Below are 14,028 nucleotides of genomic sequence, written 5' to 3' on the forward strand. Positions count from 1 at the left end.
TCGCCAAGCGCCGACGTTCGGGATGGTGTGTGCCTGGTTTGTCAGGTGAAGAAGTGGCGTAGTTCGTCCGCCACCCGCTCCGGCCTGCCGCCCAGGTCGGTGTTGCCGGAGCCGCCGTGGTCCAGGCCCGCGAACTCGACCCGCCTGGCCTTCGGTATGGCCCGCTCCAGGGCGTCGAGCGCGGCCTTCAGGTAGGCGGGGCTCCGGCCGCCGCCGAGCAGGAGGGTGTCCGCGGGCACGTTCCGCTGGCTCTGCGCCAGCTCGGCGACCAGGGCCGCCTCCTGGCGCAGGGTCGGCGCGAGCATCCGCATGGTGACGTCGCCCGGCCCGGCCTTGCCGTCCTGCGCCGCCAGCATCCGGCCGGTCAGGAGCTCCAGCAGCGGCCGTGGCATGGCCCGGAAGATCGACGGCCCCATCCGCGCCGCCCGCATGGCGGTGACGAGCGCCGCCGCGACCCTGCCCGCGGCCATCTCCCGCTCGTAGCGGGCCACCCAGTCGGTGGGCGCGGGGCCGTCGGCGAACAGCGGCGGCTCGTACACGGCCACCTTGCGGACGGCCGGCAGCGTGGTCGCGGCGCGGAGCGCGACGAGGGCGCCGACGCTGACCCCGAAGACCCAGTGGGCATGCGCCGCCGTCAGGACCGCGGCCAGGTCTTCGACCTCGCGCTCGACGCCGTGTCCCGCGCCATAGGGGCCGCTCAGCCCACGGCCCCGACGGTCGGGCAGATAGACCGTGTGGGTGCCGGCCAGGGCCTCGGCCAGTTGCCGGTGGCTGTGCGCGGACTCCATCTGGCCGTGCAGCACCACCACGGCCGGGCCGGCGCCGAGCCGGTGGTAGCCGATGACGGTGCCGTCGGCGGAGGTCACGTGACCGGTCTCGGTCGCGATCGTCATGGTCTCTCCTCTCGGGCGAAGAACTCCTGCCAAGTCCGGACATAGTCCGGTTGCTCCAGTGACTCGACCAGCCCCGCGACGAAGCGGCGCTCGGCCTCCAGCAGGGCCAGCCGGTAGTCCTCCTCGATCAGGAACACCCAGCCCACTCCCTGCTCGGTCGCGCCGCGCACCAGGTCACGGATCTGGCCGATCTCGCCGTCCAGGGCCCGCGACCGCTGCCGCAGCAGCTCGGCGGACTCCTCGGGCGAGAGCACGCTCAGCAGCGACAGCGCCACCCCGAACCGGGGATATTCGTGCTGCGGCTCGCTGACCAGCTCCCGCATCCAGTCGTAGAACTCGGCGCGGCCCTCATCGGTGAGCGCGTAGAGGGTGCGCTCGGGCCGCTGGGTGTCGCGCACGGTGGCCTGCTCGGCGATGAACCCGGCCTTGCGCAGCTGCTCGACGACCATGTAGAGCGAGCCGCGGTTGTACTTGATGTTGCGGTCCTGGCCGCTCTCCTGCAGCCGCCTGCCCAGCTCGTACGGGTGCGTCGGCTCTCTCATCAGCCAGGCCAGCACCGCCAGGGCCAGCGGGTTGGCCACCTTCCGCTTCTTCACCGAACCCACTCCTCTTAGTCATGACCAACTATCCGACTTCAAATAGTCGATGTCAACTAAGATAAGGTCGTTCGGCCATGACAAGTAGGGTCATTTCCGACGCGCGCCCCCGGAGCCGGCTGGGCTGGCTGGACGGGTTACGCGGCCTGGCCGCCCTTGTGGTGGTGTACGAGCACGCGCTCGACCCGCTCTACCCGGAGCTGCGCGGAGTCACCGGCCCCTGGTTCGACGCCGGGATGTACGGCGTCATGGTGTTCTTCCTCGTCAGCGGCTACGTCATCCCGGCCTCGCTGGAACGTCGCGGCAGCGTGTCCGGCTTCTGGATCGGCCGCGCGTTCCGGCTCTACCCGCTGTGGGCCGTGGTGGTGGCCGCCGCCCTGCTGCTGGGGCTCACCGGCTTCGACCCGCTGCACCGGCTGCTGACGGACCGGCCCGCCTCGGCGATCCTCGGGCACCTCACGATGCTCCAGGATCTCCTGAACGTGCCCAACCTGGTCAACGTGCTGTGGACGCTCTCGTACGAGATGGCCTTCTACCTGCTGGTCACGGCGCTCTACCTGGTCAGGGCGCAGTTGCGCAGCGCGGAGATCGCCTGTGGGTTCGGGGTGGTGGCCGTGGCGGCGGGCGGGGTGCTGCCCTCGGCGCTGCTGTCGCGGGGCGCGGACGCCACGCTGGTGACCGTCCTGGCGGTGATCGCGCTGGTGGGCTGCGGGCTGGCGGGGGTGCTGAGCTCGCGCCCTGTCCTGCGGCGGGCGGGGGCGGTGGTGCTGGGGGTGGTCCCGCTGGGGCTGATCGCCTTGAACGGGCGGCTCCCCGCCTGGCAGAGCCTGGTCATCCTGGCCACCATGTTCGCCGGTACGGCGCTCTACCGGGCCAGGTCGGGCGGGCTCGGCGGGCCGCGGGCGTTCGCCCTGGCCGGGAGTGTGCCGGTGGCGGCCGTCGGCGCGGGGATCTGGCACGGCCAGAGCTTCCCCTGGGCCTGGGTGATCACGGTGGTGGCCGCCTGGGCGACCTTCGCGGCCGGGATGCTGCTGGCCGAGCGCCGGGTGCCGGCCGGGTGGGCGTGGCTCGGGATGGTCAGCTACTCGGTCTACCTGATCCACCCGATCCTGCTGGAGATCGTCGACGGGCTGCTCGCCGATCCGGCGTCGGTCGCCTGGCCGTACCGGGTGGGCTTGGGTGTGGTGACGCTCGCGGTGCTGCTGGGGTGCGCGGCGGTGACGTACCGGCTGGTCGAGGTTCCGGCGCAGCGCGTCGGACGGCGACTGGCCGCGCGGGGCCGGTGACCGTAAAGGCGGAACCAACCCCTGGCGGCCGGCCGCGCGGGGCCGCTTACCGTCAGAGCGGGAACCAGCCGTTGCCGGTGTGCCAGTGGCCGCCGGCTCGCAGGTGGTCGACGATCGCGTGTTCCAGCGTGGTCCGGGGGGTCAGCGCGTCCACCGGCAGGGCGGGATCGCCGAAGACGAACTCGATCGGCCCGTCGCTGGCGTGCTCGTCCCGGTAGCCGGGGCGGAAGCGGCGCTGGAAGCCGACGATGTTCGAGCTGTCCGGCAGGTGATCGGCCAGTTGCGGGTCGAGCAGCCAGGAATGGCAGATGGCGACGGTGTACGGCTCCTCGGGGAAGTGGCGAGGGAAGAACGCGCGGGCTCGGGCCAGCGAGTCGTCGCAGGCGGCGGGCGTCAACGGGCCGGAGAAGTCCGGGATGTGCAGGCTGAGGGCGGGGGCTCCTGGACCGAGGGACGCCGCCGCCCCCATGCGCGAGCCGAGGGTCACCCGCTGGAACTGCAACCGGCCCAACTGGTAGACCTCGCCACGGAAGTGCAGCTTGAGCCAGCCGGTATGGAGGACGCCGCCGACGCCGTGCCGCCTGCGGTGCACGGCGAGGTTGCGGCCGAGGTCGGCGAGGGTGCGCCGGGAGACCTCGGCGGAGATGTCCCGTTCGCGGTGATAAGCCCGCACGTACGGCAGCGCCGCGATGAAGACGTAGGCGTGGAAGTAACGGCCCAGCGCGCCCAGTTCGTCCGGCAGTAAGGGCAGCTCGAAGGGGTCGTCGATGGCCCCGATGCCGCGCACCAGCCGCTGGACGCAGCGCCGCAGCAGCCACCAGAGCTCGGGGTCGGCCCGCAGGTCCCCGGCCAGCGCCAGGAGCGGGTTGACATCCTCGTGGGGCACGGCGAGGTCCAGCAGGGTCTCGAGGGTCGGCAGGACGATCTCGACGTCCGGGGGGCCGTCAGCCTCCAGGGCGGCCAGCCAGGCAGCCGTCCGAGGGTCCGCGCGGAGTATGGCGAGGGGGGTGGGCACCGGCGTTGCTCCTCTCGTTCCTTCCTAGTGATCATGCCTCGTGGGGATGTTCCTCGGGGAGATGCCTGGTGTTTTGTGGCGATTAATCCGATCTGGTTAGCGTGCCGCGCATGAGACGTGCACTGATCGCCCTCGGCGCTGCCGCGCTGGTCAGCGGCCTCGCCGCCCCCGCCGCGGCCACCCCCGAGCCCCGCGAGTTCGGCAGGGCCACCCTGACCGGGTTCGCCACCCTCCCCGCCGAGACCTTCGTCCCCGGCAGCGAGGCGTCCGGCGCCGCCCTCGGCACCGCGCCGGTCAACGGGCTCACCCCGCCCTTCGCCGGGCAGCCCGTGCAGGGGTTCAGCGGCATCGTGCGCCGGGGCGGCGGCGTCTACGACATGCTGTCCGACAACGGCTTCGGCGCCAAGGCCAACAGCGCCGACTTCCTGCTCCGGGTGCACCAGGTCCGGCCCGACCTGCGTACCGGCGCGGTGAAGGTGCTCGGCGGGTTCGACCTGAGCGACCCCGACCGCCGCATCACCTTCCCGCTGACCCGCGAGGACCGCAAGCTCACCGGCGCCGACTTCGACGTGGAGTCGATCGTCCGCGCCGCCGACGGCACCTACTGGATCGGCGACGAGTTCGGCCCGTTCGTGCTGCACTTCTCCTCCTCGGGCAAGCTGCTCGACGCACCCGTGCCGCTGCCCGGCGTACAGGCTCCGGAGAACCCGTTCCTCAACGGCGCCCAGCCCAATCTGGGCCGCAGCAAGGGCTTCGAGGGTATGGCCGAGTCGGTCGACGGCAAGCGCCTCCACCCGCTGCTCGAAGGCACCGTCAGCGGCGACCCGGCGGGCACGCTGCGAATGTACGAGTTCGACGTGCGGAAGAAGCGTTACACGAACAAGCGCTGGGCCTACAAGCTGGACGCCGCGAACCACGCCATCGGCGACGCCATCGCCGTCGACCGGCACCGCTTCCTGATCATCGAGCGGGACGGCGCCCAGGGCGACGCGGCCCAGGTCAAGCGGGTCTACCTCGCCGACACCCGGGACCGCGACCGCGACGGGGCGCTGGACAAGACGCTCGTGGCCGACCTGCTCGACGTGGCCAATCCCCAGGGCCTCGGCGGCTTCGGCGAGACCTTCCGCTTCCCGTTCGAGACGATCGAGGACGTGGCCCTCCTCGACGACCGCACGCTGATCATCGCCAACGACAACAACTTCCCGTTCTCCTCCGGCCGCACGCCCGGCAAGGCCGACAACAACGAGTTCATCACCGTACGGCTCAGCCACCCGCTCAAGGCCGACCGCCACGCCCTGCGGGGGTAGTGCTGGGCCTACCATCGGGACCCGCCTTGATCGCCGGATCGAGGCGGGAGCCGGACGAAAGCCGTCTTCCGCGTAACAACGGGATGTCTCGGACCACTACCTGGTGTCAGAAGAGCGCATCCGGGACGAAGGGGCGGGGCGGTGACGGATGATGAGCACCGGTTCACCGGCATGTACGACGAGTGCCGGCAACGTGTGTGGGCGTACGTGGTCAGTCGTGCGGGCCGGCAGGTGGCGGACGAAGTGGTGAGTGAGACCTTCGCCATCGCCTGGCGGCGGCTGGAGGACGTACCGGAGCCGGCCCTGCCGTGGCTGCTCGGGGTCGCGCGCAACGTGCTGCGTGACAACGTCCGGGCGCAGGCGCGGCGGGAGGCGCTCGGGGCGGAGCTGCGCGCCTGGACCGAGGGCGATGTGGCCGACGAGGTCACCGAGCGGATGGGCGTGCTGCGCGCGCTGGCCGAGCTGCCGGAGGACGACCGGGAGATCCTCGTCCTGGTGGCGTGGCAGGGGTTGACCCCGAGGGACGCCGCCCGGGTCGTCGGCTGTTCGTCGGCCGCCTTCCGCGTGCGGCTGCATCGGGCCCGCAAACGGCTCGGACAGGCGATGGAAACGCCCCCGCCACCCCGTCCCCGCGAACGGCTCGGACAGGCGATGGAAACGCCCCCGCCGGCCCGTCCCCACGTGCGCAACCTCAAGGAGGAGTGGTCATGAACCCCATCGACGAGCTGCGGGCCGCCCGGCCCGCCCACCTGGGTGAGGTGCCGGTGGACGAGCGCACCAGGGCGGCGGAGCTCTCCTACGCCATGTCGCAGCCCCGGCAGGCGCGCGCGAGGCGCAGCGCGAGGCGCAGGACCCGGCCGGTGTGGGGCGTCAGCCTGGCCGGCGCCGTGGCCGTGGCGGCGGCGGCCGTCGTCGTGACGGGCACCGGCGGCAGCACCCCGCCCGCACCCGACGTGACGCTGCCCGCACCCACCCGGTCCACAGCCACCCCGTCCACGCCGTCCACGGCGGCGCCGAAGGTGACGCTGTCGGCAAGGGAGGTCCTGCTGGCCGCCGCCGAGAACGCCGATCGCCAGCCGAACCGAACCGCCGCCTACTGGCACACGGCGTCGGTGAGCCGCACGCTGTACAAGGCCGTACACGGCGGCTACCTGGTCTGGGACCGATCGCGTATCGAGGGCTGGACGCCCAGGGCCACCGGCACCGACCAGTGGAGCAGCACCCAGACGCTGGACGCGCGACCCGCGACGGAAGCGGACGAGGCGGCGTGGCGGCAGGCCGGATCCCCGACCGAGATCGCGGTCGAGATACCGGCCAAGTCGGACGAGATAACGCTGTCCACCTCCCCTCGCCCCGCCGAGACCGGCCACGCGCCGCTCACCGACGGGGACAAGGTGTTCTGGCTGGGCCGCAACGTGACCATGAAGGACCTGCGTGGCCTGCCCTCCGACCCGGGCGAGCTCAAGGCGTGGCTGCTGCGCTCCTACGGCGGCCACAGCACCGAATCCTCGAGTGACCCGATGTCGGCGGACATCTGGCTGTTCACGGTGAGCGCGGGGCTGATCACCGACATGCCGGTCACGCCGCAGGTGCGCGGCGCCGCCTTCCGGATGCTCGCCGACCTCGACACGGTCGAGGTCATCGAGAACGTCACCGACGCCGAAGGACGGCAGGGCACGGCGGTCGCGATCAAGCAGAAGGTCAAGAAGAAGGCGCCGGCCAAGAAGTACGACGGCGTCCTGGAGAACCGGCTGATCTTCGACCAGGCGACCGGACGGGCGCTGGCCAACGAGAGCGTCGTGGTGAAGCCCGGCGGCTACCAGGCCGCCTTCGAGCCGGGCACCGTCTGGAACTCGACGGCCGTGCTGGAGGCCGGCTGGACCGACAGCAAGCCCTGATCAGGCGTTGCAAGGCGGCGTGACACCGGCTGGAAAGGAGGATGAAAGCGGTCCATCCGACAGTACGGGCATCTCCGCAGGAAAGGACCGCTTCAATGCCGATCACCCGCCCCCTCGCCGTCCTCGCCACCGTCGCCGCCCTCGTCTCGATCGCCCCCGCCGCCGCCCAGGCCGCGACCACTCCGTCCGACACGGTCTCCGCCAGTGAGACGGCCCGCGTGTGGGGCCCCTACTACGCCCCCGGCAAGCGGGCCAAGACGGTGGGCTCCCTGGTCGCCGTGGGCGAGGACCACGGCGACCTCCCGACCGCCGACACCGTGAAGATCACCGGCAAGCTGTACGACTGGACCCGCGACAGGTCGACCTGTGGCTGGGCGGTCTTCCGGATCACCTACAAGGCCAACGGCAACAACCTGCCCCACAAGCACCGCAGCATCAGGGACTGCTCCTACCGCACGGCCAAGTCGTACTCGTTCACCCATCCCGACGTCTACCAGGTGGAGCTCAAGGTCTGCGCCGAGGGCAGGGCGGCCAAGCCGTCGCTCAACTGCCTGTACGCGGGCACCTGGAAGACGCTCTACCTGTCGAAGTAACCCTCGAAGGGACGCTCCGGGCGGCGTCCCTTCCGAGCTGCACGGATGCGGTGGATAATCCAGAACGGACCTAGTTGCTAGGCTGAGGGCATGACCGCCATGGCACCAGCCCGCACAGAGCCGGACCTGTCGTTCCTGCTGGACCACGCCGGCCACGTCCTGCGAACCCGGATGGCGGCGGCGCTCGCCGAGATCGGCCTGACGGCACGCATGCACTGCGTGCTGGTGCACGCCCTGGAGGCCGAGCGCACCCAGATCCAGCTCGCCGAGATCGGTGACATGGACAAGACGACGATGGTGGTCACGGTCGACGCCCTGGAGAAGGCGGGGCTCGCCGAGCGCCGCCCGTCCAGCACGGATCGGCGGGCCCGCATCATCGCCGTCACCGAGAAGGGCGCCGAGGCGGCGAGGCAGAGCCAGGAGATCGTCGACGGCGTGCACCGGGCCGCGCTGGCCGCGCTGCCCGACGACGAGGCCGAGGTGCTCGTCCGGGCCATGAACCGGCTCGTCACGGGACATCTGGCCACTCCCGTGGAGGCCCCGCAGTCGGCGCGCCGGTCGCGGCATCGTACGAAATAGATCCGCCGGGGATCGTCTGTAACAAAACTATCTGTTACGGTCTCTTCTGTTCCTCTTTGAACAGGAGACGACCATGTCGTACACCGCACCATCCCCGCCGCGAGCCGACTCCCGCCGGCTCGCGCTCGTCGTGCTGTCGGCCGCGATGCTGATGACGATCCTGGACGGCAGCATCGTGACCGTGGCGATGCCGGCCATCCAGCAGGATCTGGGCTTCTCGCCCGCCGGGCTGAGCTGGACCGTCAACGCCTACCTGATCGCCTTCGGCGGGCTGCTGCTCCTGGCCGGCCGGCTGGGCGACCTCATCGGCCGCAAGGTCATGTTCCTGGCCGGGAACGCGGTCTTCACCGCGGCCTCCCTGCTGGCCGGGTTCGCCACCGGGCCCGGCATGCTGATCTTCGCCAGGTTCGTCCAGGGCGTCGGCAGCGCCATGGCCTCCGCCGTCGTGCTGGGCATCCTGGTGACGTTGTTCACCGGCCCCGCGGAGCGCGCGAAGGCGATCGGCGTGTTCAGCTTCACCGGGGCCGCCGGGGCCTCCATCGGCCAGGTGCTCGGCGGGGTGCTCACCGACCTGCTCAGCTGGCACTGGATCTTCTTCATCAACCTGCCGATCGGGCTGGCCACCATCGCGCTGGCCGTCCGGGCGCTGCCGGACGAGCGCGGGGCCGGGCTCGCCGCCGGCGCCGACGCGCTCGGCGCGGTGCTCGTCACCGGCGGGCTGATGGCAGGCATCTACACGGTCGTCAAGATCGAGGAGTACGGCTGGCTCGCCGGGCACACGCTCGGCCTCGGGGCCGTGTCAGTGGCCCTGCTGGCCGCCTTCTTCGTCCGCCAGGCGCGGGCCAGGACACCGCTGATGCCGCTGCGGATCCTTCGCTCGCGCAACGTCTCGGGCGCCAACGTGGTCCAGATGCTGACGCTGTCGGCCATGTTCGCCTTCCAGATCATCGTCGCCCTCTACATGCAGAAGGTCCTCGGGTACGGCGCGCTCGCGACCGGCGTGGCGATGCTGCCCGCGGCGGTGTCCATCGGCGGCGTGTCCCTGTTCGTCTCGGCCCGCCTCAACACCCGCTTCGGCGAGCGGGCCGTCCTGCTGGCGGGCCTGCTGCTGCTGATGGGGGCGATGGGCTGGCTCACCCGCGTCCCGGTGCACGCCGACTACGTCACCGATCTGCTGCCGGTGATGCTGCTCATCGCGGGTGGCGGGCTGGTGCTCCCGGCGATGACGGCGCTCGGCATGTCCGGCGCCAAGGCGGACGACGCCGGGCTCGCGTCCGGATTGTTCAACACCACCCAGCAGATCGGCATGGCGCTCGGCGTCGCCGTACTGTCCACGTTGGCGGCTTCGCGCACCGAGGGGCTGCTCGCCGCGGGCAGCGGCGAGGCGGCGGCGCTGACCGGCGGCTACCGCCTGGCCTTCACCATCGCCGCCGCCCTGCTCGTGGCCGCCTTCACCGTCACCCTGGTCGTCCTCCGGCAGCCGAGGCGCGCCGAGACCCGCTAGCAGCTTCGCCCGCCGGTGGTTTCGCCATCACCCTGGTCTCCCTCAGGCGGCCGAGGCGGGCCGAGGCTCGGCGGCCTCGGTGAACCAGGTGAAGACCGGGGCCAGACTTTCGGGGGCGATCCAGCCGTTGATGACGGCCAACCGCTCGAGATAGGCCTCCCTGCGAGGATCGTTCGCCGTCTTCACCCGGGTCAGCAGCCGGCGGCGGAGATCGGCGTCGTCGGGGCGGCCGGACAGGCGCGCGTACTCCTCCGTGACCGCCGCGACGACCGCGTCCGCCTGAGGTGAGACCGGGTCGACGCCGGCCGCCAGAGCCGGTCCGACCCGGTCACGCACCACCGCGGCGAAGTCGCGGCGCGGCCCGGGGCCCGCGCTCTCGGCATGCTGCTCGGCGATCCGCCGCATGGCGGCGCGGAAGTCCGGGTCCTGGGCCAGCTCGGCCAGCTCCACCCAGGCCTCCACCTGCTCAGGCTCGGGGTTGTCGGGCAGTTCGGGGGTCATCGAACGCCTGGCCCCGGCGAACGCCCCCAGGTCGCCGAAGGCGGCGTCGAGGAAGTCGGCGATCAGCCGCCCGCGTTCGTCCTCCGACAGCTTGGCCAGCTTGTGCATGAGATCCATCTCCTCAGGGGTGGACCCGCGCCTGGCCACCGCCGTCAGCACCGCCCGCCGCAGCCGCAGCGTCCGGATCTGCACCGCCAGCGCCTCGGCGTGCGCCGCGGCGACCTCGGCGAGCGAGATCTCCCGGTCCACGACCTTGCGGACGGTGGGCAGGTCCAGACCCAGATCGCGCAGTGTTCGCACGTGATCGAGGCGGGCGACGGCGTCGATGCCGTAGAGGCGATGGCCGGCGGGGTTACGGGTGGTCGGCGGCACGAGACCGCAATCGGCGTAGAACCTGATGGCCTTGACCGTCAGCCCGGTCCGCCGCGCCAGGTCACCGATCGAATAAAGCGTCTCGCCGTCCATGCCCCCACCTTCGCGCCTCCCCCTGCTGGAGGTGCAACTCCTCAGAGCACGTGTACGGCCACGCGACGTATCTATTCGACGGCATTCTCGCCGCGGTCCCTATCACGGAAGCGCATCGGCCTCATATCGCCTGTCCATCATGGCGGCCTCAACACCCGTGCGCCGATCTTTGCCGCCTTCCTGAGCCGGCGGCCGACACGTTGAAGGCCACGCTCACCGCCACTGCCTCGCATCGGGACATCCCCCTGCGACTGGCTTCGCCAATTCCGGCAATCTTCCTATACCGCCCGGCTCCGACGCCAGAGCTATTCCTCACCGGCCCGGCGTCCAGCCCGAGGCATTGCCCGGAAGTAGCGATCTTTCCGTATGATTGGGTGGTTCAATACTATATGTCCGAAAACCCTATTAGACGCGAAGCAGACCGGAACGGTTCCCGCCATAGTCTGAATAGTCAGAAATGACCGGAGTTATCGGAGTGCCTACCGGACGGATAACGAAGGTGTAAAGATATGCCCCGTGCTACTTCACCTGGACCGCACGTTCGAGAGTGCTGACGCCGAGGCGGAGCACCGCATCGCGGAGCTCTACCGGGAGTTCGGCGGCCCTCTGCTGCGCCATATACGCAGGTCGACCGGCAACGATCTCCAATGGGCCGAAGACGTCGTACAGGAGACGCTCGTCAGGGCCTGGCGCAACTCCGCGAGACTGCAGTGGGAGCCCGGCCTCATCTGGGCATGGCTGCTGACCGTGGCCCGCCGCATCGTGATCGACGGGCGCCGGCGCAGGAGCGTACGGCCGATGGAGGTCGAGGCGCCCGAGATCGACGTGCTGGCCGTCCCGGACGGAGCCGAGCGATCCCTGTCGGCGATCGTGGTCGCCGACGCGCTGCGCAGCCTCACCGAAGAACACCGCGAAGTCATCGAGCAGACCTACCTTCGGGACCGTACGATAAGTGAAGCGGCGGAAATACTGGGGATTCCGCCGGGCACGGTGAAGTCCCGGCTCTACTACGGCATCCGGGCGCTGCGCGAGGTGCTGCGGGACAAGGGGGTAGCCGGGTAATGCACGAGGAGGTGGCCGCCTACGTTCTCGGTGTCCTCGATGAGGACGAGAACGAAGCGTTCGAACGCCACCTCGACACGTGCACGGCATGCCAGGCGGAGCTCAAGAGGCTGGTCGAGGTCCCCGACCAGCTCGATGAGCTGAAGCACCTGCCCTCGGCATCGGAGGACGACCGGTCCCGCTGACCGCGGCCCGGCTCAGCCCGTCTCCAGGGACCACAGCTGATCGGTGATGTGCTCCAGGGCGCGGCGCAGCCGCCTGCGGTAGGTGCTGAAGGCCAGACCGAGCTGAGCCGCCGCGGCCTCCTGCGTCGGCACCCTGTGGAAGAACGTGACCGCGACGACCCGGTGGAGGTCCGCCTGGCGGGGATCCTCGCGCAGGGCGTCGACGGCGTCCGTCAGGAGCTCGTGCAGCGCCTCGGCGGCCTGACCGGCGTCGGATCGGGCGATGAGCCTGGCGCGGGTGAGGCGGCTCGCCGCCAGGGCGTCAGGGCGGCGGATGACGCGCAGCGCGTCTCGCACCTCGGTGTCGAACTCGGCCCTGGACAGCACCTCGTACACCGGACGGCGCGGCGCGGCCGGCTGCTTCTCCCGTGGGCCGAAGATCTCCTCGGCGCCCGTGAAGGCGAGCCAGTCGGCCAGCGGCATGGCCCGCCAGTCGTGCGCGTACAGAGTGTGGCGGAGACCGCCGACGGCAGGGCTGCCGGGGACGGGATGGTGGTCGGAGTATGTCATCAGCCGCCCCCAGAACTCGGGGCGCGTCCACGTGATGTAGGTCCAGGCGAGCCGATCCTGGAGCAGGAACTCCGCGACCGCCCGGTGCAGCATCAGGTCCATGATGCCGGACGGCCGCTGGTACGCCGACGGGTCGATCATGAAACGGGAGACGGCCAGGTGCTCTTCGCCACGTAACGGCCCGGCCGTCCGGCAGTGCTGCCAGGCGGCCGCGACCACCGGGTCCGCCGCCAGCTCGGCCTCGTCGGGCGTGGTGAACCGCAGCCAGGCCAGGAACGCCTCAGGCCGGCCGGAGTCGGAGCGCCGGTGCACGCGGAAGGCCTCGGGCCTGCGGCCGAGCCAGAAGTCCACCAGGGCCGCGGACTCCTCACCCTCGGCCTTGGCCGCCAGCTCCAGGAGATGGGGCCGGTCCCCGGGGCGGACGGTGTCCTCAGACACCGAGCCGTCCGTGGCGAAGGTGAAGAACTCGCGGGTGACGTCACCGCCGCGGTGCAGGTATTTGACGGCCTCCACGGCCGGCAGCAGGGTCCGGCTCGACGCTGCCGGCACCTGGCTCAGCAGGTGCGCGCGCATGCGGTGGTGCATGATTTCGTACCCCTCACGGTCGCGCCAGCGAAGGTCGGCGTCCAGCGCCTCGCGGAGCAGATCGTGCGGGTAGAGGCCGTCCTGCCCGGTTTCGAGGTACGGCTGGGCGCGCAGCCAGTCGAACAGCGCGTCCGTGTCCTCGCCGGGCAGCACCGCGCGCAGCAGCTGCTGTGTGGTGGTGCGGGCGTGCGCGCACACCTCCAACGCCTGCCGGTGCGCGCTGGAGGGCAGTTCGCCGACCAGCTTGCCCAGCAGTGCGGCGATCAGGTCATGGGACGGCGCCGTCCAGGTCCCCTCGCGCGCGGCCACCTCGGCGGCCAGGCAGAGCGCCAGCGGGTGGCCGCCCGCGTAGTCGATGAGCGGCCGATGCAGCGCCGCCGGGATGCCCCGGGCGCGAACCAGCTCGACGGAGTCCTCGAGATCCAGCGGGCGCAGGGTCGTCACCCGCAGTGCGCCGGCCCAGCCAGGGTCGCACGCCCAGGACGGGTCCGGCGGCCGGCGGCTGGCCACGACCACGTGGGCCTCGGCGGGCAGGCGGGGCAGAAAACGCTCGCGCAGCCAGCCCTCCAGGCCCTGGCAGTGCTCGAACCCGTCGATCAGCAGCACCGGATCACGGCCGGTGAGCGCGGTGGCGGCGGCCGCCTCGAACACGTCCGGAACCGGGGCCACGGTGTGCCCGTCCACCTCCACCACCGGCCGCCCGGCGGCGCGCGCCTCGTCGGCGAAGCGCCGCAGCAACGCGGACTTGCCCATGCCGCCGGTGCCGTGCAGGTAGAACACCACCCAGCTGCCGGAGCTCCCGGCCAGCGCCTCGCGGAACAACGCCAGCTCTCCCGCGCGCCCCGCGAAGGCCCGGTCCCGCGCCGCCCGCAGCCGCCCGGCCAGCCGGGGCGTGGTGGCCTGATGATCCCCATGCCCCATAGCGGGAGTTTACGGCGGGTCCGGCGGAAGTGAGCAGACGTGGACAGCCGATGACCTGTCGGGTGAACGGCGGCCGGCCGCAGGCTTTG

Annotated in this window: 14 protein-coding genes; 9 read left to right on the forward strand and 5 right to left on the reverse strand. The window is 71.3% G+C overall.

The genetic code is table 11. From position 1 onward, the window contains the following. Window positions 1-41: 41 nt before the first annotated feature. Window positions 42-893, reverse strand: a complete 852-nt coding sequence (locus tag OHA68_RS08935) for an alpha/beta fold hydrolase (RefSeq protein WP_327107180.1) — start codon at window positions 891-893, stop codon at window positions 42-44. Further along, window positions 890-1,489, reverse strand: coding sequence for a PadR family transcriptional regulator (locus OHA68_RS08940; RefSeq protein WP_225277847.1), 600 nt, complete (start codon window positions 1,487-1,489; stop codon window positions 890-892). Before OHA68_RS08940 ends, OHA68_RS08935 begins: the two co-directional genes overlap by 4 nt. Window positions 1,490-1,566: 77 nt before the next feature. On the opposite strand from OHA68_RS08940, the gene OHA68_RS08945 reads away from it, so the two are divergent. Beyond that, a complete protein-coding gene (locus OHA68_RS08945) occupies window positions 1,567-2,775 on the forward strand; it encodes an acyltransferase family protein (protein ID WP_327107181.1) in 1,209 nt (402 codons plus the stop codon). 52 nt (window positions 2,776-2,827) lie between these two features. Here OHA68_RS08945 and OHA68_RS08950 read toward each other — a convergent pair whose 3' ends face one another. Continuing rightward, a complete protein-coding gene (locus tag OHA68_RS08950; protein WP_327107182.1) occupies window positions 2,828-3,790 on the reverse strand; it encodes an acyltransferase domain-containing protein in 963 nt (320 codons plus the stop codon). Between the two features lie 110 nt (window positions 3,791-3,900). Here OHA68_RS08950 and OHA68_RS08955 point away from each other — a divergent pair, with 110 nt between their 5' ends. The 6 genes from OHA68_RS08955 to OHA68_RS08980 all read left to right on the forward strand — a co-directional run bounded on the left by OHA68_RS08955 (window position 3,901) and on the right by OHA68_RS08980 (window position 9,671). Continuing rightward, complete coding sequence (locus OHA68_RS08955) at window positions 3,901-5,097, forward strand: esterase-like activity of phytase family protein (RefSeq protein ID WP_327107183.1); 1,197 nt, start codon at window positions 3,901-3,903, stop codon at window positions 5,095-5,097. A gap of 141 nt (window positions 5,098-5,238) precedes the next feature. Then, complete coding sequence (locus OHA68_RS08960; protein WP_327107184.1) at window positions 5,239-5,808, forward strand: RNA polymerase sigma factor; 570 nt, start codon at window positions 5,239-5,241, stop codon at window positions 5,806-5,808. Further along, window positions 5,805-6,995 carry a CU044_5270 family protein gene (locus OHA68_RS08965; RefSeq protein ID WP_327107185.1) on the forward strand — a complete coding sequence of 397 codons (1,191 nt, stop codon included), beginning with the start codon at window positions 5,805-5,807 and terminating at the stop codon, window positions 6,993-6,995. The genes OHA68_RS08960 and OHA68_RS08965 overlap by 4 nt, the downstream gene beginning before the upstream one ends. Before the next feature lie 95 nt (window positions 6,996-7,090). Further along, entirely contained in the window at window positions 7,091-7,588 is a 498-nt protein-coding gene (locus OHA68_RS08970) for a hypothetical protein (protein ID WP_327107186.1), read from the forward strand. Between the two features lie 90 nt (window positions 7,589-7,678). Continuing rightward, window positions 7,679-8,167: a MarR family winged helix-turn-helix transcriptional regulator gene (locus OHA68_RS08975; RefSeq protein WP_189142655.1), complete on the forward strand. Its 489-nt coding sequence runs from the start codon at window positions 7,679-7,681 to the stop codon at window positions 8,165-8,167. Window positions 8,168-8,240: 73 nt separating this feature from the next. Then, window positions 8,241-9,671, forward strand: a complete 1,431-nt coding sequence (locus tag OHA68_RS08980; protein ID WP_327107187.1) for an MFS transporter — start codon at window positions 8,241-8,243, stop codon at window positions 9,669-9,671. Window positions 9,672-9,713: 42 nt separating this feature from the next. On the opposite strand, the gene OHA68_RS08985 is transcribed toward OHA68_RS08980, so the two are convergent. Continuing rightward, window positions 9,714-10,637: a MerR family transcriptional regulator gene (locus OHA68_RS08985; RefSeq protein WP_327107188.1), complete on the reverse strand. Its 924-nt coding sequence runs from the start codon at window positions 10,635-10,637 to the stop codon at window positions 9,714-9,716. A 516-nt stretch (window positions 10,638-11,153) separates the two neighbouring features. On the opposite strand from OHA68_RS08985, the gene OHA68_RS08990 reads away from it, so the two are divergent. After that, a complete protein-coding gene (locus OHA68_RS08990; RefSeq protein WP_189142652.1) occupies window positions 11,154-11,699 on the forward strand; it encodes a sigma-70 family RNA polymerase sigma factor in 546 nt (181 codons plus the stop codon). Beyond that, a complete protein-coding gene (locus OHA68_RS08995; protein WP_327107189.1) occupies window positions 11,699-11,884 on the forward strand; it encodes a zf-HC2 domain-containing protein in 186 nt (61 codons plus the stop codon). Before OHA68_RS08990 ends, OHA68_RS08995 begins: the two co-directional genes overlap by 1 nt. 12 nt (window positions 11,885-11,896) lie before the next feature. On the opposite strand, the gene OHA68_RS09000 is transcribed toward OHA68_RS08995, so the two are convergent. Beyond that, window positions 11,897-13,939, reverse strand: coding sequence for a sigma-70 RNA polymerase sigma factor region 4 domain-containing protein (locus OHA68_RS09000; protein ID WP_327107190.1), 2,043 nt, complete (start codon window positions 13,937-13,939; stop codon window positions 11,897-11,899). Window positions 13,940-14,028 lie beyond the last annotated feature (89 nt).

The sequence above is a fragment of the Nonomuraea glycinis genome (assembly GCF_035920485.1).
GTDB classification, from domain to species: Bacteria; Actinomycetota; Actinomycetes; order Streptosporangiales; family Streptosporangiaceae; genus Nonomuraea; species Nonomuraea glycinis.